We start from the raw sequence: 22,654 nt of genomic DNA, 5'->3' as shown, positions 1-22,654 counted from the left end.
TGGACAGCCGCCCAACGTCCACTGCACAAGTAGCGACCGGTTCCGGCGTGCCGTCAAGGCGGCGTCGGTCGCCGGGGCCCGTTGTCAGTGCCTGCCGATAGATTCGGTCTCGTTCCGCCGAGGTGGCGTGAACTCCCCCTTCGTGTGCATGGGAGATGGTGCGTTGTCCGTCTGGGAGAAGTCGAGCACGGCACGGGTGGTGCCGCCCGCGCGGCCGAGGAAGCTGGCCAAGGTGCCGTTCGTCGAGCTGGCCGACGGGCGGTTGCAGGGTGTGGTGTCCAGTGGGTCGGACATCGGGCGCGTCTACGTGTCCTCGGTCGCGGCCGGGTCGTACGCGTTCTCGTGCAGCACCAACAACAACCGTCCCTGCGGTGGGGCGCACGGCTCGTTCTGCAACCACATACGCGCACTCGTCGGTGAGGCCGTGCTCCAGTACGGGGCGGAGCGCGTGGCCAGGTACCTGAAGGTCGACGCCGAGGACCCCACCGACGCGCACGCGCTCACCTCCGCCATGACGTCCTCGCGGCCCGGGCCCGGCGACAGTGCGGCGGCGGCCCAGGTGTTCAGCCGCTTCCTGCGGCACCTCGCCTACCTCGAACTCCCGCCCACCACGGCCCCGCTGCCCGAGATGCAGTGGTTCCCGACGACCAGGGCGGTGGCTGCCTGATGCGTGCCGATCTGCTTCTCGACTCCGTGGACGGCCTCGACGAGGCCCTTGCCGCCGTGGACGGCTTCGATGCCGCGCTGGTCGGCGGACTGATGCGCCCGCAGCCCGGGCAGGCCGGGGGGCTGGCCGGGCTCGCCGACGCCGTCGCCGGTTCGCCGCTGGCCTCGCGGGTGGCCGAGGCCGCCGACAAGACGGTCGCCGGGGCCGGTGACGAGGGGCACTTCGTCGCGCTCGCCGCCGCCCGCACCGCTCTGCTCGGCTCCGTGCACGACGCGCTCGTCGCCCGGGTGGAGGAGGCCGTGGGCCGGCCCCCCGATGAGGCCGCCGACGTCCCGCCGACCGGTGAGGAACACGCCGTCAACCTGCGCCTGGCCGCGCGCAGCTGGCTGTGCGACCTGGCGCGGGCCGGCTGGCAGGGCATCGACCACGAACTGGTCGGCGGGGCCGCTCCGGTCGTCTCCGCGATGCTGCCCGACCCCGCGCTGCGCCGGCTCGCCACGCTGCTCGACGGGTTCGCCGCCGAGCTCGCCGCCTCCTGTCCCGGGGCGACGCTGGAGCGGGTGCCGGTGCGCCGCTGGGCCGACCTGTGGTCGCGGGCCCTGCTGCTGACGCTCCCGGGCGCGGATTCCGGGCCGGTGGTGACCGGGGCGACCGGGCGGCTGCTGCCGCTCGGTGTCGACGTCCAGGAGCACGCCACCGCCGTGCAGGCGCAGGTGCACGCCGTGTTCGAGCCCGCCGACGGCGGTACACCCCGGCTGGTGCGGGCCTCGGTGTCCGCGCCGAAGCCCGACACGGTCGTCGGGGCCGGGCTGTGGCAGCTGCTGCGCCCGCACATGTCGCTGCTGGCCGCCGTGAGCGAGGGCCGTTCCATGGACCTCGACGCGATGCCCGTCACCGCCGAGGGCGACCTCGTCTGGGACGACGCCCACGCGCGTGCGGGTGAGCCCGCCGACGCCTTCGCCACCGCCCGGGTCGCCCTGCCCACCGCCGCCGCGTCCCCCGTGGCTCCCCTGGACCGGCATCCGGCCCGGATGGCGGTGCCGGTGCTGCTGGAGGGGTACGGCGTCGAGGACGGGGACGGCGGGGTCGTCGTGGAGGTGGCCGGGGGCCGTCTCACCGTCGACACCGACCGCCTTCCGGTCGCGGGGCCGCTCACTCCCGAGTTCGTGGCCTCCTCCGTCGCGTGTCTCGGGCTGCTGCGCTGGGACGCCGGGGAGTTCCTGCTCCAGCCGCTCGCCGTCGAGCGGCTGGTACGGAAGAAGGCCGTCGCGGTGCACGCCGGTTCCTGGGCCGGGGGGACGACCGACAAGGCGGGGGTCCGGGCCGAGAAGGCCGCCACCGACGCCGTCACCGTGCTGCGCGAGCGCGCCGGAAAGCTGCTGCGGAAATGACCGGCCACTCCCCCGGGCAAGATCCCGGTTCCGCCCCCGAGCCCGACGCGTCCGACAACCGCCGGCAGGTCCTCTACTGGCGGCTGCTGGCCCGGCTCTTCGACCCCGAGGAGCAGGCCGCACTGGAGTCGGCCAGTCTCGCCGTGGTCGAGGACATCGGCCTGCCCCCGGCGCTCCTGGACCCCGACGCGTCCGTCGGGTCCGTGGTGCAGCGGCATCCCGAACTCGCGGACGAGTTCGACGGGTTGATGACTCCCGAGCCGGAGGAGGACGGCGAGCGCGACCGGGCCGCCGAGGTGCGGCGCGCGGCGCTCGCGTCGAAGGTGCTGCTGAACGTCTTCGCCTCCCGCCCCGGCAACGTCACCGCCGACCAGCTGGCGCGCTGGCAGTCCGACGCGGAGTGGCTGGAGCGTGCCCTCGGCTGTCGCCCCGGCGAGCTGCGGGGCGGGCGGGGCACCGCACGCGGGGCCGGTGGCGGTGTCAGCCCGACCGGTACCGGCGTGGGCGGGCCCGCACCCGACCTCAGCCGTCTCCTTCCCGAGATCGGGCCGGAGCTCGGGGCCATCGAGGCCGGCCTCGTGCAGCGCATGCGGTTGCGCGAGGTACTGGCCGATCCCGCGCTGGCCGCCCGGCTGACACCGAGCATGTCCCTGATCGAGCAGCTGCTGCGCGACAAGGACAACCTCTCCGGTGTCGCGCTGGCCAATGCCAAGGCGCTGATCCGCCGGTACGTCGACGAGGTCACCGAGGTGCTGCGCACCCAGGTGGAGAAGTCCACGGTCGGGGAGCTCGACCGGTCCGTGCCGCCCAAGCGGGTCTTCCGCAACCTCGACATCGACCGCACCATCTGGAAGAACCTGACCAACTGGAGTCCGGAGGAGGAGCGGCTCTACGTCGACCGTCTCTACTACCGGCACACCAGCCGCAAGACGACCCCGCAGCGGCTCGTCGTGGTGGTGGACCAGTCGGGTTCCATGGTCGACTCGATGGTCAACTGCACCATCCTGGCCTCCATCTTCGCGGGCCTGCCGAAGGTGGACGTCCATCTGATCGCCTACGACACGCAGGCGCTGGACCTCACGCCCTGGGCGCACGACCCGTTCGAGACGCTGCTGCGCACCAAGCTCGGCGGCGGCACCGACGGCACGGTCGCCATGGCGCTCGCCCAGCCGAAGATCGCCGAACCGCGCAACACCGTCGTGGTGTGGATCTCCGACTTCTACGAGTGGCGCCGGCAGGAGCTGTTCGACAGCATGGCCGCCGTCCACCGCTCGGGGGCGAAGTTCATCCCGGTCGGCTCGGTGACCAGCTCCGGCCGGGGCAGTGTCGATCCGTGGTTCCGGGAGCGGTTCAAGGATCTGGGCACACCCGTGATCTCGGGTCACATCAAGAAGCTCGTGCACGAACTCAAGACGTTTCTCACCTGATCACCGAGCGCCCAACGCCCAGCGCCCAACGCCCAGCGCCCAACGCCCTGCGCCCTGCGCCCTGCGGCATCTCTCATCTTGTTGTGATCACCGCATGGAAAGGCCTTCCTCATGTCCGACCTGCTGCGCGCCCCCGCCGAGATCAAGTACGCGGAGGAGCTCGACTGGCTGGAGTCGATCGACGACAGCCCCAAGCCGTTCTCGTGGCGCCTGTCGCCGAAGATGGTCCGTCTGTTCATCCTCGGCTCCGAGCGCTCCGACGGCCTGGACCGGGAGATCTCGCAGAAGTGGTTCGGTGACCGGAGCTTCGTCGAGCGGTCCATCGTGACCCTCGCCTCCGACCGCGGTCTGCTGCTCATCGGCGACCCGGGCACCGGCAAGAGCTGGCTGGCCGAGCTGCTGTCGGCGGCGATCAGCCGCAACTCCACGCTGGTGGTGCAGGGCACGGCCGGCACCACCGAGGACCACATCAAGTACTCGTGGAACGTGTCGATGGTCATCGCCAAGGGGCAGTCGCGGGAGTCGATGATCCCCTCGCCGATCATGACCGCGATGGAGGCCGGTTCCATCGGCCGCTTCGAGGAGCTGACCCGGTCGACCAGTGACGTCCAGGACGCGCTGATCTCCATCCTCTCCGAGAAGTACATCTCCGTGCCCGAGCTGGAGAGCGGGAGCGGGGACGAGAACATCGTCTTCGCCAAACCCGGCTTCTCCATCATCGCCACGGCCAACAGCCGCGACCGGGGCGTCAACGACCTGTCCTCCGCGCTCAAGCGGCGTTTCAACTTCGTCCGCATCCCGGTCGTGACGAACAAGAAGAGCGAGGCGGAGATCGTCCGCTTCCGCACCGAGGAGCTGCTGCGCCGGCACTCGATCGAGCTGGACGTGCCCCCGACCCTGCTCGACGTGCTCCTGCGGAGCTTCGCCGACCTGCGCGCCTCGGCGGCCGCGGCCGGCAGCGACGACGAGAAGCTCGAGTCGGCCCTGTCGACCGCCGAGCAGATCGGTGTGCTGGAGGACGCCGTCCTGCACAGCAACTTCTTCGGTGAGCGCGCCCTGACGGCCCGTGCCCTCGCGTCCTCGCTGGTCGGCTCGCTCACCCGGCGCGAGCCCGAGGACCTGGCGATCCTCAACAAGTACCTGCACGGCGTCGTCGAGCCGCGCAGCAAGGAGGAGGGCGGCTCCTGGCCCGAGTTCCTGGAGGGCGGCCGCGACGCGATCGCCACGCTGTCATGAGCGGTCCCCAGGAGAGCACGTCGTTCGCCGCGCTGCGCGGCCAGTTGCAGGAGGCCGCCGCCACCTTCGCGGGCGGGCCGGACGCGCTGGAGGGCATCCTCCTCGGCCTGGTCGACGACGTCGACCGGGCGGTGCGCGAGCCGCTGGAGATCTTCCCCGTCTGCCACCACTCCCCCGCCTCGGCGACCGCCATGGCCCGACGGCTGCGCGAGAAGCAGCCGAAGGTCGTCTACGTGGAGCTGTGCGAGGACATGGCGCCGCTGCTGTCCGAGCTGCGCAACTGCCGGCTGCCGGTGGCGGTCCAGGCGTTCGCCGGTGACGTCGACGGCTTTCCCGTCGAGTGGGCGCCGCTGTCGGTCGTCGCGCCGATCACCGAGGCGTCCGCCGAGTACCAGGCCATCGCGTACGCGCTCGACACGCCGGGCGTAAAGCTGGTCCTCGTCGACCGGTCCGCGGACCACGTCTTCCAGTGGGACAGCAGGGGTCGGGCCGCGGCCGACGAGGCCTCCGCGGAGGGGGCCGCGGCGTCCGGGGAGCCCGAGGCCGCGCTGCACGGCGAGGCCGTCGGCGTCGAGATCGGCGACCTGCGTCCGCGCTTCGCCGAGCTGGAGGAGCACCTGCTGCGCCACGGCAAGGTGCGGCACTGGTCGGAGTGGTGGCACCAGTACGTCGAGGTACCGCTCGGCGCCGGCACCGGTGACGACGCCGCCGACCACGACACCTACCGCCAGGTCATGTTCCTCATCGGCAGCCTCTTCCGGCGGCTCGCCCCGGGCGACGGTGACCGGATCCGGGTGGACGAGGACCGCGAGCGGTACATGTGGACGCGGATGCGGGAGCACATGGCCGCGACCGGGACGGAACCGGCGGACGCGCTGTACGTGTGCGGGGCCTTCCACGCGGCCAGCCGGGTGGCGGAGTTCGGGGTGGACGGCAGCGACACGTTCACGATCTCGCCGCGTACCGCCACCGGCTGGCAGTACGGGCTGATCCCGTCCAGCCACGCGGCGATCGAGGCGCAGTTCGGCCTCGCCCCGGGGTCGGTGTCGATCGCGGCGACCGAGTGGGCGAAGAGCCTGAAGCGGACCCGGGTGAAGCCGTTCCGGCTGGAGGGCCAGGCCGGCACGAAGAAGTCCGGGAGGAAGCGGGCGGCCGCCGCCCCGGCCGTCTCGGCACCGCGGTCCGGGGCTGCCGAGGACCGGCTGTCCGGCTTCCTGCGCAGGCCGCCGGTGCTGGACGGCCTGGACGAGGCGGAGCTGCTCGGCTGGTCCGTGGACATCGTGCGCGCCGCCCGACGCAACGGTTACCTCGCCTCGACCGCCGACGCCATCGCCGTCTTCGAGACGTCGATCCTGCTCGCCGGGATGCGGGACCGGGCCAAGCCGACGCCGTACGACTTCCAGGACGCGGCGGTCACCTGCATCGAGAAGGACGTCGTCCCCGGGCGGCGGGACGTGCGGCGCCTGGTCGAGATCATGATGGGCGGCGACCGGGTCGGCCAGGTCGGTTACGAGGCGCTGCCGCCGCTCGCCCGCGATGTCCACGACCGGCTGGCGCCGCTCGGGCTCAAGCTCCAGCAGCGGGGCGTGCAGCGGGCACTGCTGGACATGGTCTCCCGGCCGGAGCTGCGGGCGTGTTCCGACGTGCTGTGGATGCTGCGGCGGCTGATGCCGCACGGTGCGGCACGCCCGATCATGGGTGAGCGGCGGCTCGGTGAGCGGTCCATCCAGGAGTCGTGGGACCTGGCGATCGGCACCCACCAGCGGGCCCTCATCGAGCTCGGCTACGAGGGCGTCAGCATCGAGCAGGTCCTGGAGCAGCGGCTGCGGCGGGACGCGTACGGGCCGCGGGCGACGACGGCGACCGTGCTGGCGGCGGTCGAGGACGCGACGCTGTACCTGGGCAGCCGACGACTCGCCGACGAGCTGGGCACCCACGCGCTGAAGGTCCTCGCCACCGAGCGCAGCGTCGACGGCGCGCCGGAGGTACTGCGCCGGGTGCGCGCGCTGCTGGCGTACTACCGGACCAGCGAGCCGGCGCTGCCGTCCTGGATCGAGTCGTTCGTCAAGACCGGCTACGCCCACTACTGCACGCTGCTGCCGACGGCGTTCCGGGACGAGGACGCGACGGTGGGGCAGGTCGCCGCGATGCTCGGCTTCCTGTTCAGCATGGAGAGCCTCGCGCTGTCGCTGGGGTGCGACCGGGCCCAGCTGGAGCTGGCGGTCGCCCAGTCGCACCCCGAGGAGCCGTCGAAGACGGCGCTGCTGTGGGCGGCGCAGGTGCAGCTCGGCACCCTGTCGCGGGCCCAGCTGCGGGAGCGGTGCGACGCGTTGCTGGGCAATCCGCTGGTGGTGCCCGCCTATCCGCGGTACCTCAGCGGCTTCGTCCACGCGCTGGAGCCCGTGCCGGGGCTGGCGGACGTGGTCGTGGAGGCGGTGTCCAACGCGTTCGGGCGGTTGCCGGACGCGGTGCTGCTGCCGTGGCTGCCGCTGCTCATCACCACGATGCGCTCGGGCGCCGCGGAACTCGCCCCGCTGCTGATCCGGGAGGCGGGGCGGATCTTCCCGGGCCGGCTGGCCGCCCTGGACGCGTGGGTGCCGCCGTGGCGGACGCCCGCCGTCCCGCCCGTGGTCCGCCGGGTGGGGGCCGAGGAGTCCGGTCCCCGTGGTGCCGCGCTGCTGCCGGCGCACCCGGCGGCCTGCGACGCGGTGGCGGAGCTGCTGGGCTGCGCCGGGGAGTGGGCACGCCCCGGAGCGCCGGCCGGGCTGTCGGGCGCCGCGCTCCTGGCCGCGCACCCGGCGGCCTGCGACGCGGTGGCCGGCCTTCTGGGCTGCGACGGGGAATGGGCCACCGAGGCCGTCTCCCCCACCGTCGCCACGGCACCCGGCGCCGCGCTGACGGCCCGGCACCCGGCCGCGGCGAAGGCGTGGGAGTCCCTGCTCGCGAGAGCCTGACCGGTGGGGTCGGCCCCGGAACCGTCCGGGGCCGACCCCACCGGAGAGCGCTCTCTGAGAAGGGAGTGTCGGGGGCGCGGCCAGAAGGTGTCAAGGGATGCGTCAGAAGGTCAACGTCCGCCGTCTGCGCACTTGTTGAACGCACCCCGAGAGAAACAGCCGTAACTCTTGACGCCTCGTGCACGTGGATGAAACATGCACATCCAGAGAGCGCTCCCCCACCCCCCCACTCCGTTCACTTCCCGAACAAGGAGAGCCGCCCCCCATGCCCTCTTCCCCCACAGGCCCCGGTGCGTCGGAGTCCTCCGGCGTGCGGCGACGCACCCTCCTCGGAGCAGCCGCCGCGGCCCCCCTGCTGTCCGCCGTGACCAGTGCCGCGTCCGCCTCCACCGACTCCCCCACCAGCCCGCGCGCCCTTCCCGGCGGTGGTGACCTCGGGCCCAACGTCATCGTCTTCGACCCGTCCACCGCGGACATCCAGGCCAGGCTGGACGAGATCTTCCGGCAGCAGGAGTCGGCCCAGTTCGGCAGCGGCCGCTACGCCCTGTTCTTCAAGCCGGGCACGTACCACGGACTCAACGCCCAACTCGGCTTCTACACCTCGATAGCGGGCCTCGGCCTCTCCCCCGACGACACCACCATCAACGGTGACGTGACGGTCGACGCGGGCTGGTTCGACGGCAACGCCACGCAGAACTTCTGGCGCTCCGCGGAGAACCTCGCCCTGGTGCCCGTCAGCGGCACCAACCGCTGGGCGGTCTCCCAGGCCGCACCCTTCCGGCGCATGCACGTCCGCGGCAGCCTCAACCTCGCGCCCGACGGCTACGGCTGGGCCAGCGGCGGCTACATCGCCGACAGCCGGATCGACGGCCAGGTGGGACCGTACTCGCAGCAGCAGTGGTACACCCGGGACAGCTCGATCGGCGGCTGGCTCAACGCCGTGTGGAACATGGTGTTCTCCGGCGTGGAGGGCGCGCCGCCGCAGAGCTTCCCGGACCCGCCGTACACCACCCTGGACACCACCCCCGTCTCCCGCGAGAAGCCCTTCCTGCACCTGGAGGGGGACGAGTACCGGGTGTTCCTGCCCGAGAAGCGGACGGGCGCCCGCGGGGTCTCCTGGGGCAACGGCACCCCGCGCGGCACCTCGCTGCCGCTGTCGCGGTTCTACGTCGCCCAGCCGGGCGTCCCGGCGGCCACGCTCAACCAGGCGCTCGACGAGGGTCTCAACCTGCTGCTCACGCCGGGGGTCTACCACCTCGACGAGACCCTCACCGTCGACCGGGCCGACACGGTCGTCCTGGGCCTCGGGTACGCCACGCTGATCCCGGACAACGGTGTCACCGCGCTGAGGGTCGCCGACGTCGACGGGGTGCGACTGGCCGGCTTCCTCGTCGACGCCGGCCCCGTCAACTCCGCGACGCTGCTGGAGATCGGCCCGCAGGGCGCGTCCGCGGACCACTCGGCCAACCCGACGACCGTCCAGGACGTGTTCATCAGGATCGGCGGCGCCGGCCCCGGCAAGGCCACCACCAGCATGGTCGTCAACAGCCGGCACACCATCGTCGACCACACCTGGGTGTGGCGCGCCGACCACGGCGACGGCGTCGGCTGGGAGACCAACCGCGCCGATTACGGCGTGGTCGTGAACGGCGACGACGTGCTGGCCACCGGACTGTTCGTCGAGCACTTCAACAAGTACGACGTGCAGTGGAACGGCCAGCGGGGCCGCACGATCTTCTTCCAGAACGAGAAGGCGTACGACGCCCCCGACCAGGCCGCCGTGCAGAACGGCCCGGTCAAGGGCTACGCGGCCTACAAGGTCGGCGACCACGTCACCGAGCACGAGGGCTGGGGCCTGGGCAGCTACTGCTACTACAACGTGAACCCGTCCATCGTCCAGCACCACGGCTTCGCCGCGCCGGACCGGGCCGGCGTGCGCTTCCACGGCCTGCTGGTCGTGTCGCTGGGCGGCAACGGGCAGTACGAGTGCGTCATCAACGACACGGGCGCCCCCACCTCGGGGACGTCGACCGTGCCGTCGACGGTCGTGTCGTACCCCTGACCCGGGCTCTGGTGCGGGGCCGGCCCCTCCCGCGCACGGGGAGGGGCCGGCCCGGCGTGCTACCGGGCGGCCGTCGGCGCCGCCGCCGGAACCGGCGCGTAGCCGGTGGGCCGGGCGGTGAAAGTGCCGCGGCCCTGGGTGCGGCTGCGCAGCCGGGTGGCGTAGCCGAACAGCTCGGCCAGCGGCACGGTGGCCGTCACGACAGCCGCGCCGGCCCGGGTCTCGGAGCCGGTGACCCGGCCGCGCCGGGCGGCGAGGTCGCCGAGCACGCCGCCGACCGCGTCGTCGGACACGGTGACCGTCACCTCCACGACCGGCTCCAGCAGGACCATCGCCGAGGCGCGCAGGGCGTCGCGGAGCCCGAACCGGCCGGCGGCGCGGAAGGCCGTCTCCGAGGAGTCCTTGACGTGGGTCTGGCCGTCGACGAGCGTGACCCGCACCCCCGTCACCGGGTGACCCCCGAGGGGGCCCTCGGCCAGGGCGTCCCAGCAGCCGGCCTCGACGGCCCGGACGAACTCCTGCGGCACGCGTCCGCCGGTGACCGCGGAGCGGAACACGAGACCGCGGTCCTCCGTACCCTGCCCCCACGGCTCCACGTCCAGCACGACGTGCGCGAACTGTCCCGCGCCGCCGTCCTGTTTGGCGTGCCGGTACACGAAACCGGACACGCCCTCACCGACCGTCTCGCGGTACGCCACACCGGGTCGGCCGACGGCGACCGCCAGACCGTGCTCGCGCCGGACGCGCTCCACCGCGACCTCCAGGTGCAGTTCACCCATGCCCGACAGCAGGGTCTGCCCGGTCTCCGGGTCGGTCCGCACCACGAGGGAGGGGTCCTCCTCCGTGAGCCGGGCGAGCGCGGAGGCCAGTCGGCCGGTGTCCGTGGAGCGACGTGCCTCCACCGCCACGTGCACGACGGGTTCGGCGACGCCCGGGGGTTCCAGGACGAGGGGGGCGTCCGGTGCGCACAGGGTGGAACCGGCGCGCGCGGACTTCAGCCCGACCACGGCGACGATGTCCCCGGCGACCGCCCGTTCCAGCGGGTCGTGGCGGTCGGCGCGTACCCGCAGGATGCGGCCGATCCGCTCGGTCCGGCCTGTGCTCGCGTCCCACACGGTGTCCCCCTTGTCGATGGTGCCCGAGTACAGCCGCAGGTACGTCAGCCGTCCTGTCGGGGTGGCGTTCACCTTGAACGCCAGTGCCGCCATCGGCGCCGCCGGGTCGGCGGGCCGTTCCCGTTCCGTGCCGTCGTGGGTGCCGCGTACCGGGGGTACGTCCAGCGGTGACGGCAGGTAGGCCACCACCGCGTCCAGCAGCGGTTCGACACCGCGGTTGCGGTAGGCCGAGCCGCACAGCACCACCACGCCGTCGCCGCCGCGGGTCAGGTCGCGCAGTGCGGCGGTGAGGGTGGCCGCGTCGAGCGTCTCCCGGTCGCAGAACTCCTCCAGCGCGGCCGGGTGGCGTTCCGCCACCGCCTCCTCCAGCAGCCGCCGCCTGTGCGCCGCCTCCTCGCGCAGGGCCTCCGGCACCGGCCCCTCCTCGGCCGTCTCGACGCCGTCGGCCCACACCAGGGCGCGCATGCGCACCAGGTCGACGACGCCGGCGAAACCGTCCTCGGCGCCTATGGGCAGGTGCACGACCAGCGGCGTCGCGTGCAGTCGCTCACGGATCGAGGCGACGGCCGCGTCGAGATCGGCGCCCGCCCGGTCCATCTTGTTGACGAACGCGATCCGCGGCACGCCGTGCCGGTCGGCCTGGCGCCACACGGACTCGCTCTGCGGTTCCACCCCGGCGACGGCGTCGAACACGGCGACCGCGCCGTCCAGCACGCGCAGCGAGCGTTCGACCTCGTCGGCGAAGTCGACGTGCCCCGGGGTGTCGATCAGGTTGATCCGGTGGCCCTTCCAGGAGCAGCTGACCGCCGCGGCGAAGATGGTGATGCCGCGGTCGCGTTCCTGCGGATCGAAGTCGGTGACGGTCGTGCCGTCGTGCACCTCGCCGCGCTTGTGGGTGGTGCCGGTGGTGTAGAGGATCCGCTCGGTGACGGTGGTCTTGCCGGCGTCGACGTGGGCGAGGATGCCCAGGTTGCGGACGGTGGTGAGAGGGTTCGCGTGGGTGCGCACGGCCCGTGGCCTTTCGCTGGTCTGTGCGGGGGGCGGCGCGATTCCCGGGACGGCACCGCTCGCGGCGACCGGTGACCCCGTGGTGGGACCACCGGCTGTGCCGGTGGTACGGGTGCTGCCGGTGGACTGCCGGTCGCCGAGCGGGCGTGGGTCAGTGGGTCGTCACGGGCTTCCGGTGCCGGCCGCGCAGCGGACACCGGACGGCCGGAGACACGAGGATCACCTCGTACCGGCACGGGGGAACGACGGCAGCGGTGCGGATGCGCACGGCCCGGCTCCCCTCACTCGGTCTCGATGTCGTGGTGAGTGTAGGCAAGCCGGAAGCGGCCCCGCATCGCATTTTCCCGAGCCGCGCGGACGGCGCCGGCGCACATGTCCCTGTCCGTGCCGGCGTCGGCGTCGGCGTCGGCGTCGGCGTCGGCGTCGGCGTCGGCGTCGGCGTCCGGGCAACGCGAGATGCCGGCCGGGATCTCTCCCGACCGGCATCTCGCCTGATCTTGTGTCCGAGGGGGGACTTGAACCCCCACGCCCGATAAAGGGCACTAGCACCTCAAGCTAGCGCGTCTGCCATTCCGCCACCCGGACCAGGTGTCCGCCGCTGAGCGGGGTGCTCCCCCGCGGCGACATGGACAACCATACCAAGCTTTCGCAGTGCCTTTCACCTGCGTTTCCTTCGCCTGAGCGGCGGTCCGGGACCGGCGGCTCCGGGGCACCTAGGGTCGGACCATGAGTGACTGGATGGTTACCCGGGGTCCGCGACCGCGCCGTCGGCCGCGGGCGTTGTCGCCGCTCAGGGAACATCTGCGGGACACGTTCTGGTTCGCGCCCACGGCGGCCATGGTGAGCGTCTTCGTGGTCTGGCTGCTGGCGCAGGAGCTGGACGCCGCGCTCGTCCGGGCGCTGCAGGACGACGGGGACTACGAGACGCTCGCCGAGCTGCTGCGGTTCGCGGACGACGCGAGGACGGTGGTGTCCGCGGTCGGCTCGGCGATGATGACGTTCATCGGCGTGGTGTTCAGCATCTCGCTGGTCGCCGTGCAGATGGCGAGCGGGCAGTTCACCCCGCGGGTGGTGCGGCTCTTCGTCCGCAGCCGGATCACGAAGGCGACCTTCGCCGTCTTCCTCGCCACGTTCGTCCTGACCCTCCTCGTCCTGACCAGTTACGACAGCACCCCCGATCCCCGTGACACCACGTCCGTGCCCCTGGTGCAGTCGGTGCTCACCCTTGCGATGGTCGCGCTCAGCCTGCTGCTGTTCGTGATGTACGTGAACGCGACCCTGCGGCTGATGCGGATCAGCCATGTGATCGCCCGGATCGCGGCGGAGTCCTTCCGGGTGGCGGCGCTGATGCCCGCGCCGGCGGACGGCGGTCGGGCGCCCGACCCCGGTCCGGTGACCGAGTGGGTCGCCCACGAGGGGCGTGCCGGTGTGCTGCGGGACGTGCACACCGCCCGGCTGGTGCGGGTGGCCCGCAAGCACGGGGTCGTCCTGCGGCTGGTTCCGCGGATCGGCGACTTCCTGGTGCCCGGCACTCCCGTCCTGGCGGTGCACGGCGGACAGGCTCCGCCGCGCCGGGTGCTGCGGTACGCCCTGGCGGTGGGGGTGGAGCGCACCTTCCACCAGGATCTGGCGTTCGGGTTGCGCCAGCTGTCCGACATCGGGCTGCGCGCCCTGTCCCCGGCGGTGAACGATCCGACGACCGCCGTGCAGGCACTGGACCGGGTGGTGCAGCTCCTGGCCGCCCTGTCCCGGCGGCCGCTGGACGCCGTGGAGCACCGGGACCGACACGGCACCGTCCGGCTGGTGCAGCCCGTGCCGGGCTGGACCGAGCTGGTGGACCTCGGGTTCGCCGAGGTCCGGGCCTGCGCCGTGGAGGCCCCGCAGGTCACCCGGCGCTTGCTGGCCGGGCTCGACGACCTGTTGCTGCTCGCCCCGCCGGAGCGGCGCGAGCCGCTGCTGCGCCACCGCGAGCTGTTGCGGCAGGCCGTCGTACGGACCGCGCCGAGCGCGGCGGACCGGGCCTTCGCCCTGTCGCCGGACCGGCAGGGCATCGGATGACGGCACACCCGCCGGGCCCGGCGGGTGTGCCGTCACCTCTACGGCTCCAAGCTCGTCTCCGGTCCGTGCACCGGTCAGCGGCGCCGCTTGCGCAGGGCCGCCAGGTTGTCGTAGCTGATCTTGGCTTCCCGCAGCGACTGCGCCGGGTCAGTGGCGCTCGGGGAGTTGTCGTCCTCGATCATCGGGTTGTGGTAGTTCCGCTCTCCGACCCGTGAGAAGAACGTCGTGTAGTCGATGACCCCGGTCCCGAAGGGCACCATGTCGTAGCCCATGCCGTTGGTCGTGCTGACGACGCCGTCCTTGGCGTGGAAGAGCGGGTAGCGCTTGTTGTTGCGGGCGACCAGGCCGGCCGGGTCGAAGACGTTCTTGCGGGTGGAGCCGTCGTGGGCGGTGTAGGTGTGGAACTTGTACTGGGCGACGTGTGCCCAGAAGATGTCCATCTCCAGCCAGACCAGCCTCGGGTCGGTGACCTTCAGGAAGTACTCCAGCTTCCGGATGCCGGAGCTGCGGGTCGGGCGGCCCTGGTCGTCCAGCGGGCCGCCGTCGAGCAGGAAGCCGTAGGCCCCGTCGTGGTTGTGCGTGTAGAGCTTGATGCCCTCGCGGCGGGCTATCGCTCCGAGGGCGTTCCACTTGTCGGCGGCCACGTCCCAGTCGGCACGGTAGGAACTGCCGGTGGGGTCGCCACCGGTTCCCATGTGGTCCATGCCGAGGATGTTGGCGATCTCCAGGTGCTTCTTGAAGGTGTCCTTGTCCGCCGTGGTGAGCGGCCAGGAGGACGGGATGAAGCCGTGGTTGCCCTGGGCGCGCAGGCCGTGGTCGTCGAGCCAGCAGCGCAGCAGCTTCGCTCCCTGGACGGATTCCAGGTCGGCGCCGCCGGGTGCGTTGGCGTGCTGGCGGTAGCCGGCGAACTCGACCTGGCGGTAGCCGTGGCGGGAGAGCTGCTTGAACACCTCGCGGAAGCCGGAGGGCAGGTCGGAGGCGAGGGGGTCGCGGGCGGTGGCGTCGCGGACGGTGTAGAGGATGATGCCGCGCTTGTCCGCCGGGACGAGGACCTGCCCGCGCCCGTGGCCGTGACCGTGGTCGTGGTCTCTGTCCCGGTCCTGGGCGAGGGCCGGAGCGGCACCGAAGACGGGGGCCGCGACGGCTCCGGCGGCCACGGCGGTGCAGGTGCTGAGGAAGCGACGCCGGTCCACGCCGAGGCTGCGGCGCAGGCTTTCGTCCGGGCCACCGGCCGCCGGGTCGGTGCCGGCGTCGGTGCGCGAGGGATCGGAGAACAGGGTCACGAGTGCCTGCCTTCTGGGTCGTGGCCCGCCCGGATGCGGCTCGGACGGGCCGTTGTCAGTGCCGTGTGTTTCACTCTCAGTAGCTGGATCTCGGGTGCCGTACGGGGTGGTGTGTCAGCCGATTCCGGCGAGCTGGAGGAGGAGTTGTTTCACTTCGGTGGCCGCGACGCGGTCGCCGAGGGCGTGGGGGGTGGAGCACAGCAGGAGTGGTCCGTCGTCGTCGCCGGCGGGGAGGCGGCCGTGGCTGCCGCGGATGGGTGCGGGGTCCAGGGGGACGACGGCCATGCGGTAGCGCATGCCGAGTTTCTTGCGGGCCAGGGCGCCGGCGGCTTTGACCTTGACGTAGGGGTCGTGGGGGTCCATGAACAGCTCGACGGGGTCGTAGCCGGGTTTGCGGTGGATCTCGACGAGCTGCGCGAAGTCGGGCGCACGCCGGTCGTCGAGCCAGTAGTAGTACGTGAACCAGGCGTCGGGCTCGGCGACGGCGACGAGTTCGCCCGCGCGGGGGTGGTCGAGGTGGTGGGCCTTCTTGCCCTCGTCGTCCAGGAGCTGCTCGATGCCGGGCAGGCCGGTCAGGGCGGCGCGGGTGGCGTCGAGGTCTTCGGGGCGGCGGACGTAGACGTGGGCGATCTGGTGGTCGGCGACGGCGAAGGCGCGGGAGGCCATCGGGTCGAGGTATTCCATACCGTCCTGGGTGTGGACCTCCAGCAGCCCCGCCCGGCGCAGGGCGCGGTTGATGTCGACGGGCCGGGTGACGGGGGTGATGCCGTACTCGGACAGCACCACCACGGTGCGTTGCTGGGCGCGGGCGTCGTCCAGCAGCGGGGCGAGGGCGGCGTCGAGGTCGGCGGCGGCTTTCAGGGAGCGGGCGTCGTGGGGGCCGTAGCGCTGGAGGTCGTAGTCGAGGTGGGGCAGGTAGGTGAGGGTGAGGTCGGGGTGGCGGGTGGCCATGATGTGGCGGGTGGCGTCGATGATCCACTGGCTGGAGACGAGGTCGGCGCCCGGTCCCCAGAAGTGGAAGAGGGGGAAGGTGCCGAGTTTGCCGGTGAGTTCGTCGTGCAGGGCGGGGGGCCGGGTGTAGCAGTCGGGTTCCTTGCGGCCGTCGGCGTAGTAGACGGGGCGGGGGGTGACGGTGAAGTCGGTGTCGGCGCCCATCGCGTACCACCAGCAGATGTTGGCGACGGTGTAGCCGGGGTGGGCGCGGCGGGCGGCGTCCCAGAGTTTGTCGCCGGCGACCAGGCCGTTGTGCTGGCGCCACAGCAGGACATCGCCGAGCTCGCGGAAGTACCAGCCGTTGCCGACGATGCCGTGCTCGGCAGGGTGCGTGCCGGTCAAAAACGTCGACTGGGCGGCGCAGGTGACGGCGGGCAGGACGGTGCCCAGGGGGGCGCGGGAGCCGGCCTGGGCGAGTTGTTTGAGGTGGGGCATGTGGTCCAGCAGGCGGGGGGTGAGGCCCACGACGTCCAGGACGAGGAGCGGGGTCGGGCGACCATCGCGGCCGGCATCGGTCTGGAGAGGATCGGTCATGGCAGTTCCTTCAGGCCGAGGTCGGTCAGCAGGTCGCGGGCCAGGGTCAGCTCGGCGGCGATCCCGTCGGTGAGCTGCGCGCGGGCGCGGGGCCGCAGCTCGGGCGGGAGGGCCTGCCAGGTGTAGGTCTCCACCTCGAGATGCCGGGTGAGGGGGTGCGGGCCGCCCACCAGGCGCGCCAGCGCGGCTTTGAGGACCTCCGTCGTCGAGGTCAGCGGCGGGGCCGGGGCCGCGTGGAGGGGGACGTGGAAGTGGGCGCGCCAGGGCGAGTTGTCAGGCAGCGGCCCACCGTCGGCCACGGCCTCATCCAGGTCGTCGGTGCCCTGGAGACCGCCGGACGCAGTGGTGCGGGTCTGGTGCAGGAACCGCGGCTCCGCGAACGTCGCCAGTGCGCGCCGGACTTCGGGCCGGGCGGGCTGCTCGGCGTGCAGGGCCGCCGACAGCTGGGACTTGACGACCGGGATGCGGGCGGCGGTCAGGGCGTCCAGGGCGGTGTCCGGGTCCTCGAAGGAGGTGGCCAGATGGCAGGTGTCGACACACACGCCGATACGGTCATGGCCCACCGCCATCAGCGGCGCAATCGCATCACCGGTCCGCTCCACCACACAACCCGGCTCCGGCTCCAGCCCGATGCGCACCGAACGGCCGGTCAGCTCCTCCAGGACGTCCAGGCGTTCGGCGAGGGTGACCAGCGCGGCACGGGACTTTTCGGCGCGAGCGTCGTCGTAGGCGGTGCGCCAGGCCAGCGGCAGCGTGGAGATGGTGCCCTCGGTGACGTCGTCGGGCAGCAGCCCCGCCAGGACCCGCGCCAGCGATGTCGTGTGCTCCAGGCGCTCGGGGTCGGCCCAGTCCGGCGTGTAGACACGGTACTTGACCTCCTCCGCGCCGAATCCCTCGTAGGGGAAGCCGTTGAGGGTGACGACCTCCAGTCCCCGCCGCTCCAGCTCGCCGCGCAGGGCGCGCAGGGCCGCGGGGTCGGTGACCAGGGCGTGGGCCGCGTCGCGGGCCAGCCACAGGCCGATGCCCAGCCGGTCGCGGCCCAGCCTGCGCCGGACCGGCTCGCAGTGCTCCCGCAGCTGGGCCAGCACCCCCTCGAGGGTCTCGGCGGGATGCACGTTGGTGCAGTAGGCGAGATGGACGGTGGACCCGTCGGGATGGCGGAAGCGCATGGCTCACTCCCCGCCGCGCAGGATGGAGTTGCCCTCGTGGGTGGCGTCGGCGGAGGTCACGTCCAGGTCGAGGCGTCCGCTGAGGCCGTAGAAGGCGACGGGGTTGCGCCACAGCACCTGGTCCACGTCGTCCTCGGTGAAGCCCTCGGCCAGCATCAGGTCGCCGACCTTGCGGGTCTTGAGAGGGTCGCTCTTCCCCCAGTCGGCGGCGGAGTTCACCAGGACCTTCTCCGGGCCGTACTCCTGGAGGAGGGCGACCATGCGGGCTTCGTCCATCTTGGTGTCGGGGTAGACGGAGAAGCCGAGCCAGGCCCCGCTGTCCTTGGCGGCCTTGACGGTGGTCTCGTTCAGGTGGTCGACGAGAACCCGGTCGGGGGGCAGCGCGGACCCCCGGACCACGTCGAGGGTGCGGTGGAGGCCGGCGAGCTTGTCGCGGTGGGGGGTGTGCACGAGGGCGGGCAGGCCGTGGTCGGCGGCCAGCTGGAGCTGCTGCTCCAGGGCGGTGTCCTCGGCCGGCGTCATCGAGTCGTAGCCGATCTCACCGACCGCCACCACCCGGTCCTTGACGAGGTAGCGGGGCAGGTCGTCCAGGACCGGCAGGCAGCGCGGGTCGTTGGCCTCCTTGGGATTGAGGGCGATCGTGCAGTGGTGGGCGATGCCGTACTGGGCGGCGCGGAAGGGCTCCCAGCCCAGCAGGGCGTCGAAGTAGTCACGGAAGGAGGCGGGCGAGGTGCGGGGCTGGCCGAGCCAGAAGGACGGCTCGACGACGGCCCGGACACCGGCGGCGTACATGGCCTCGTAGTCGTCGGTGGTGCGGGAGGTCATGTGGATGTGGGGGTCGAAGATGCGCATCAGGACTCCTTGCCGTGGGGGGCGGCCGGGGGGTGCGACGTCCCGGGCTCGGTCAGGGCCAGGACGCGGTGCAGGTCCTCGGGGACGGTGCGGCCCGCTGCCGTGCGTTCGGCGGCGTAGTCGGCGAGCATGCGGGCCAGTTCGGCGTCACCGCGGGCGCGTCCGGCGAGGTCCGCGACCTCGTCCAGGGGCACGCCGGTGAACAGGCACTTCAGTACGGCGTGCCGCCACTGGTGGGCGTCGAGGTGCCGGGCCGCGTACGGACCGAGGGCCGCGGCGACCAGCCGGGTGTCGTTGGTGCGCAGCGCGTCCTCGACGAGCGGCAGTGCCTCGGGACCGGGCACCAGGTGGGGCAGCGCGTGCAGGACGGCGCGGCGTTCGTCGGCGGTGCCCTGGGAGTAGACGCGGGTCAGAGCGTCGGTGTCCGCGTGGGCCGCGTGCAGGACGAGGACGCGTGCGGCGTCGGCGTGGGCGGGGCCGCAGCGGCGGCCGGCCTCGGCCAGGCGCAGCTCCCACACGGAGATGGGCCCGTGGGCGCCGGGGTGGGCGGCGGCCTCGTCCAGGGCCTGGTCCAGCCAGGCACGGGCGGCTCCGCCGAGCTCGGCGGTGAGGGCCGCGCGCAGGTCGGCGGGCGGGACGTGGGCCGGGGTGGGGCCCTGGTCCTGTCCGACGGTGGGGCCGTCCGCACCCTGGGTTTCGGGGGTGACGTGCCCGGCGTGTGGCTGCGTCATGGGTGTGGCTCCCTTCAGTGGGTGGCGGAGGGCTCGCCCGAGCGGCTGGTGAGGGGGGCCGCCGCCGCGGCCCCGCGCAGGAACGGGAGGGAGACTTCGGCGAAGTGCGGGCCCGCGTGGGAGTGGCGGGGCAGTTCGACGACGGTCAGGCCCTGGTAGCCGGTGTCGGCGAGGGCGTGGAGGACGGGCGGGAAGTCGATCTCGCCGTCGCCGAAGGGCAGGTGTTCGTGGACGCCGCGGCGCATGTCCTCGATCTGCACGTGCCGCAGCCAGGGGGCGGCCTCGCGCACGCAGTCGGCCGGCGAGAGGGGCTCCAGGCACTGGCAGTGCCCGATGTCCAGGGTCAGACCGAGGGGTGCGGGGTCGCCCAGGAGACGGCGCAGGTGGTGGAAGCCGGCGAGGGTGGCCAGCAGGTGGCCGGGTTCGGGCTCCACCGCGAGGGGCACGCCCGTGTCCTCGGCGGCCTCCAGGACCGGGCCGAGGGCCTCGGCCAGGCGTGTCCAGGCGGTCTCCTCGTCCGTGCCCGGCGGGGTGATGCCGCTGAAGCAGTGCACGGCGTGGGCGCCCAGGTCGGCGGCGACGCGCACGGCCCGCACCAGCAGGCCGGCCCGGCGCGCCCGGTCGTCGGGGTCCGGATCGAGAAGCGAGGGACCGTGTTTGCGGCGCGGGTCGAGCACGTAGCGGGCGCCCGTCTCGACCGTGACGTCCAGACCCAGCGCGTCGAGGCGGTGCGCGACCCGGCGGGTGCGGGCGGCGAGGTCCTCGGCGAGCGGGTCGAGGTGCATGTGGTCGAGGGTCAGGCCGACGCCGTCGTAGCCGAGGTCGGCCAGCAGGGCGAGGGCGTCGTCCAGGCGGAGGTCGGTGAGGCCGTTGGTGCCGTAGCCGAAGCGGAGAGGGAGGGCGGGGGTACCGGTGCTCACGTGATGCTCACCTTCCTCATGCCGGCCCTGCGCGCGAACAGCCGGCCGGCCGGGGCCAGGGCCGCGACCAGCAACGACGTGGCCGTCGCGCCGGAGCGGGCGGCGAGCGCCGCCTGGAGCGGGACCGTGGCCCTGATGCCGCCGCCGACGGCGCGTTGGGTGAGCTGGGGTGACGGGTTGAGCGCGGCGTGGACATAGGGCCGGGCGGCCGTGGCCGCGTAGGCGGCGGCCAGGGCGGTGGTGAGGGCGTCGGTGGCCCGGGGCGGGCGTCCGGCCGGGTCGGGGCCCGGCAGGCCGGGGGCGGCTGCTGCCCGCCGGCCTGCCGGGAGTCGGGTGCGGCGGAGCGTGACCAGCCGCGTCAGCGCCGCCGTCGTCGTGAGGGCGGCCAGCGGGGCCAGGACCGAGCCGCCGTCGGTCTCCCGGCGGGAGACGGCCGTGACCGCGAGGGTGTGGCTGCCGAGCAGCGCGGCGGAGGGCAGTGCGGCGCGGGTGCCGCCGCTGGTGGCGGCGGCGCCGAGGAGCAGGTCCAGTCCGCGGGCGGCGGCCATGGCCGCGGGCCCGGCGGGCGTGTGCTTCAGCGCGAGGTCGTAGGCCCAGACGGTCGCCGCCAGGGGCGCGGCCACCGCGAGGGCGGGCCGGCCGGCCCAGGCGGCGAGTGCCAGGCCGGCGCCGGTCAGGCCGCAGGCCGCCGTGAGGGCGGCGGCCGGACGGATACGGCCGGACGGCAGGGGGCGGTGCGGGCGCTCCACGGCGTCCTCGGCACGGTCCGCCCAGTCGTTCAGGGCCATCCCGGCCTCGTACAGGCACAGGGAGGATCCGATGGCGAGCAGGGTGCGGGGCCCGGGTCGGACGCCGGCCGCGGCGGCGCCGGCGAGGGCGTCGCCGGGGACGGTGAAGAGCGCGGGCAGGCGCAGCAGTTCGGCCCAGGCACCGGCGCGTGGGGCGCGGGCCGGGCCGGATCCGTGGGCCGGGGCTCCGTCGGCGCCCGACGCGGCGTTCTCGGCGGGCGGGCCGTCCCCCGCGGCGCCGGCCGGCGCGGAGGCGTCCCGGGCCACGGCGACCGTGCGGCTCACCGCTGCTCCCCCCGCTCGCCGGCGTCGTCCCGCAGCCGTTCGGCGAGGCCCATGAGCTCCGCGTACTGCTCGGCCAGTGCCGACGGGCCGTCCCCCACCGGGTCCTTGAAGTAGAAGCCGAGTTCGCGCAGCGGGCCGGACAGGCCCCTCTCGTGGGCGCGGGCGGCCAGCCGGGCCAGGTCGAGGACGAGGGGCGCGGCCAGCGCCGAGTCACAGCCCTGCCACGTGGTCTGGAGGGTCATGCGGGCGCCGAGGAAGCCGTCGAAGGCGATGTGGTCCCAGGCCGTCTTCCAGTCGCCGAGGGCGGGCACGTCGTCGATGTGCACCTCGCCCTCGGGTGCGGCACCGAGGGTGTCCGCGAGGACGCGTTCCTTGCCGGCGTTCTTGGCGGCGGCCGCCGCGGGGTCGGCGAGGGCGGCACCGTCACCGCCCCCCAGGAGGTTGGTGCCGGACCAGGCCCGCACGGTCAGGGCGCGCTGCAGGAACATCGGGCCGAGTACGGAACGCAGCAGGGTCTGCCCGGTCTTGCCGTCGCGGCCCGCGTACGGGAGCCCCGAGGACTCGGCGAGCGGGGCCAGTGCCGGGTGGTGCAGTCCGGTGGAGGGGGTGAAGTTGACGTAGGGGCAGCCGGCGCGCAGGGCGGCCGCCGCGTAGAGGGAGCTGGGCGGCAGGGTGCCGTCGGTGGGGGCGGGCTCGGTGGAGGCGACGTTCACCACGACGGCCCCGGAGAGGCCGAGGCGGTGGACGAAGTCGCGGATGTCGGCGGCGAACACGTCGATCCACTCGTCCTGGGTGCGGCCCGGCCCGCCGTCCGTGCCCCCGGACGGAGGGCCTCCGGGCCTGATCTCCCGGTCGGCGGCGACGAGTTCGGCGTGCACGGCGGACGGCAGGCCGTGCGGCAGGACGCCGCCCTCGGCCAGGTGCTCGGCGCGCTTGGGCAGCGGGCAGTCGAGGGTGTCGTGGCCGCCGAAGACGAGCGACGCCAGCGAGGGCAGACCGCTCGACGTGAAGGGCGGGGTCTCGGTGACCATGCCGGTCGGCGGATGGAGGCCGGCGGTGACGGCGGCGCAGCCCGCGACGGCGGTGGTGGCCACGGATCCGCGCGCCCCGATGAGCCAGACGCCGAGACGGGGAGCCGAGGAGGGGGTGGGCAGGGACGGTTCGGCGGACATGGGCAGCCT

Annotated in this window: 17 protein-coding genes and 1 tRNA gene; 7 read left to right on the top strand and 11 right to left on the bottom strand. The window is 73.3% G+C overall.

Annotation, left to right across the window (positions count from 1 at the left end; translation table 11 throughout):
- Positions 1 to 148: 148 nt before the first annotated feature.
- The 6 genes from SAM23877_RS29820 (at position 149) to SAM23877_RS29795 (ending at position 9,737) form a co-directional block, all read left to right on the top strand.
- Complete coding sequence (locus SAM23877_RS29820; protein ID WP_053143022.1) at positions 149 to 667, top strand: hypothetical protein; 519 nt, start codon at positions 149 to 151, stop codon at positions 665 to 667.
- A complete protein-coding gene (locus SAM23877_RS29815; protein ID WP_053143020.1) occupies positions 667 to 2,058 on the top strand; it encodes a hypothetical protein in 1,392 nt (463 codons plus the stop codon). Before SAM23877_RS29820 ends, SAM23877_RS29815 begins: the two co-directional genes overlap by 1 nt.
- On the top strand, positions 2,055 to 3,485 hold the full coding sequence (locus SAM23877_RS29810) for a VWA domain-containing protein (protein ID WP_053139750.1): 1,431 nt from the start codon (positions 2,055 to 2,057) through the stop codon (positions 3,483 to 3,485). The genes SAM23877_RS29815 and SAM23877_RS29810 overlap by 4 nt, the downstream gene beginning before the upstream one ends.
- Positions 3,486 to 3,596: 111 nt before the next feature.
- Complete coding sequence (locus SAM23877_RS29805; protein WP_053139748.1) at positions 3,597 to 4,721, top strand: ATP-binding protein; 1,125 nt, start codon at positions 3,597 to 3,599, stop codon at positions 4,719 to 4,721.
- Positions 4,718 to 7,675 (top strand): DUF5682 family protein, encoded by a 2,958-nt coding sequence (locus SAM23877_RS29800; protein WP_053139746.1) that lies wholly within the window; start codon positions 4,718 to 4,720, stop codon positions 7,673 to 7,675. Before SAM23877_RS29805 ends, SAM23877_RS29800 begins: the two co-directional genes overlap by 4 nt.
- A gap of 265 nt (positions 7,676 to 7,940) precedes the next feature.
- Positions 7,941 to 9,737 carry a hypothetical protein gene (locus SAM23877_RS29795; RefSeq protein ID WP_053139744.1) on the top strand — a complete coding sequence of 599 codons (1,797 nt, stop codon included), beginning with the start codon at positions 7,941 to 7,943 and terminating at the stop codon, positions 9,735 to 9,737.
- A gap of 59 nt (positions 9,738 to 9,796) precedes the next feature.
- Here the strand turns inward: SAM23877_RS29795 and fusA are convergent, their stop codons facing one another.
- The 3 genes from fusA to SAM23877_RS29785 all read right to left on the bottom strand — a co-directional run bounded on the left by fusA (position 9,797) and on the right by SAM23877_RS29785 (position 12,445).
- Positions 9,797 to 11,860: an elongation factor G gene (gene fusA, locus SAM23877_RS29790; protein ID WP_053139742.1), complete on the bottom strand. Its 2,064-nt coding sequence runs from the start codon at positions 11,858 to 11,860 to the stop codon at positions 9,797 to 9,799.
- Positions 11,861 to 12,141: 281 nt separating this feature from the next.
- Entirely contained in the window at positions 12,142 to 12,387 is a 246-nt protein-coding gene (locus SAM23877_RS41460) for a hypothetical protein (RefSeq protein ID WP_079030513.1), read from the bottom strand.
- Positions 12,361 to 12,445 (bottom strand) — tRNA-Leu (locus tag SAM23877_RS29785). Before SAM23877_RS29785 ends, SAM23877_RS41460 begins: the two co-directional genes overlap by 27 nt.
- A gap of 141 nt (positions 12,446 to 12,586) precedes the next feature.
- Here SAM23877_RS29785 and SAM23877_RS29780 point away from each other — a divergent pair.
- Positions 12,587 to 13,918 (top strand): DUF2254 domain-containing protein, encoded by a 1,332-nt coding sequence (locus SAM23877_RS29780; RefSeq protein ID WP_053139741.1) that lies wholly within the window; start codon positions 12,587 to 12,589, stop codon positions 13,916 to 13,918.
- Positions 13,919 to 13,992: 74 nt separating this feature from the next.
- On the opposite strand, the gene SAM23877_RS29775 is transcribed toward SAM23877_RS29780, so the two are convergent.
- The 8 genes from SAM23877_RS29775 to SAM23877_RS29740 form a co-directional block, all read right to left on the bottom strand.
- A complete protein-coding gene (locus tag SAM23877_RS29775; protein ID WP_053139739.1) occupies positions 13,993 to 15,201 on the bottom strand; it encodes a sugar phosphate isomerase/epimerase family protein in 1,209 nt (402 codons plus the stop codon).
- 114 nt (positions 15,202 to 15,315) lie between these two features.
- Positions 15,316 to 16,728, bottom strand: coding sequence for an alkaline phosphatase family protein (locus SAM23877_RS29770; protein ID WP_053125834.1), 1,413 nt, complete (start codon positions 16,726 to 16,728; stop codon positions 15,316 to 15,318).
- On the bottom strand, positions 16,725 to 17,897 hold the full coding sequence (eboE, locus tag SAM23877_RS29765; protein WP_053139736.1) for a metabolite traffic protein EboE: 1,173 nt from the start codon (positions 17,895 to 17,897) through the stop codon (positions 16,725 to 16,727). The genes SAM23877_RS29770 and eboE overlap by 4 nt, the downstream gene beginning before the upstream one ends.
- Before the next feature lie 3 nt (positions 17,898 to 17,900).
- Entirely contained in the window at positions 17,901 to 18,749 is an 849-nt protein-coding gene (locus SAM23877_RS29760) for a TatD family hydrolase (RefSeq protein WP_053139731.1), read from the bottom strand.
- Positions 18,749 to 19,480 (bottom strand): EboA domain-containing protein, encoded by a 732-nt coding sequence (locus SAM23877_RS29755; protein ID WP_053139729.1) that lies wholly within the window; start codon positions 19,478 to 19,480, stop codon positions 18,749 to 18,751. Before SAM23877_RS29755 ends, SAM23877_RS29760 begins: the two co-directional genes overlap by 1 nt.
- A 14-nt stretch (positions 19,481 to 19,494) precedes the next feature.
- Entirely contained in the window at positions 19,495 to 20,400 is a 906-nt protein-coding gene (locus SAM23877_RS29750) for a sugar phosphate isomerase/epimerase family protein (protein WP_053139727.1), read from the bottom strand.
- Positions 20,397 to 21,473: an SCO3242 family prenyltransferase gene (locus SAM23877_RS29745; protein ID WP_053139725.1), complete on the bottom strand. Its 1,077-nt coding sequence runs from the start codon at positions 21,471 to 21,473 to the stop codon at positions 20,397 to 20,399. The genes SAM23877_RS29750 and SAM23877_RS29745 overlap by 4 nt, the downstream gene beginning before the upstream one ends.
- Positions 21,470 to 22,645: an inositol-3-phosphate synthase gene (locus tag SAM23877_RS29740; protein WP_053139723.1), complete on the bottom strand. Its 1,176-nt coding sequence runs from the start codon at positions 22,643 to 22,645 to the stop codon at positions 21,470 to 21,472. Before SAM23877_RS29740 ends, SAM23877_RS29745 begins: the two co-directional genes overlap by 4 nt.
- Between the last annotated feature and the right edge of the window lie 9 nt (positions 22,646 to 22,654).

The organism is Streptomyces ambofaciens ATCC 23877 (genome assembly GCF_001267885.1).
Lineage (GTDB): Bacteria > Actinomycetota > Actinomycetes > Streptomycetales > Streptomycetaceae > Streptomyces > Streptomyces ambofaciens.
The sequence above is the reverse complement of the archived record's forward strand: the minus strand, read 5'-3'. Positions and strand labels throughout refer to the sequence as shown.

Coding starts and splice junctions, on each gene's coding strand:
- SAM23877_RS29820 (WP_053143022.1), top strand. CDS start 149: ATGGGAGATGGTGCGTTGTCCGTCTGGGAGAAGTCGAGCACGGCACGG.
- SAM23877_RS29815 (WP_053143020.1), top strand. CDS start 667: ATGCGTGCCGATCTGCTTCTCGACTCCGTGGACGGCCTCGACGAGGCC.
- SAM23877_RS29810 (WP_053139750.1), top strand. CDS start 2,055: ATGACCGGCCACTCCCCCGGGCAAGATCCCGGTTCCGCCCCCGAGCCC.
- SAM23877_RS29805 (WP_053139748.1), top strand. CDS start 3,597: ATGTCCGACCTGCTGCGCGCCCCCGCCGAGATCAAGTACGCGGAGGAG.
- SAM23877_RS29800 (WP_053139746.1), top strand. CDS start 4,718: ATGAGCGGTCCCCAGGAGAGCACGTCGTTCGCCGCGCTGCGCGGCCAG.
- SAM23877_RS29795 (WP_053139744.1), top strand. CDS start 7,941: ATGCCCTCTTCCCCCACAGGCCCCGGTGCGTCGGAGTCCTCCGGCGTG.
- SAM23877_RS29780 (WP_053139741.1), top strand. CDS start 12,587: ATGAGTGACTGGATGGTTACCCGGGGTCCGCGACCGCGCCGTCGGCCG.
- SAM23877_RS29770 (WP_053125834.1), bottom strand. CDS start 16,728: ATGACCGATCCTCTCCAGACCGATGCCGGCCGCGATGGTCGCCCGACC.
- eboE (WP_053139736.1), bottom strand. CDS start 17,897: ATGCGCTTCCGCCATCCCGACGGGTCCACCGTCCATCTCGCCTACTGC.
- SAM23877_RS29760 (WP_053139731.1), bottom strand. CDS start 18,749: ATGCGCATCTTCGACCCCCACATCCACATGACCTCCCGCACCACCGAC.
- SAM23877_RS29755 (WP_053139729.1), bottom strand. CDS start 19,480: ATGACGCAGCCACACGCCGGGCACGTCACCCCCGAAACCCAGGGTGCG.
- SAM23877_RS29740 (WP_053139723.1), bottom strand. CDS start 22,645: ATGTCCGCCGAACCGTCCCTGCCCACCCCCTCCTCGGCTCCCCGTCTC.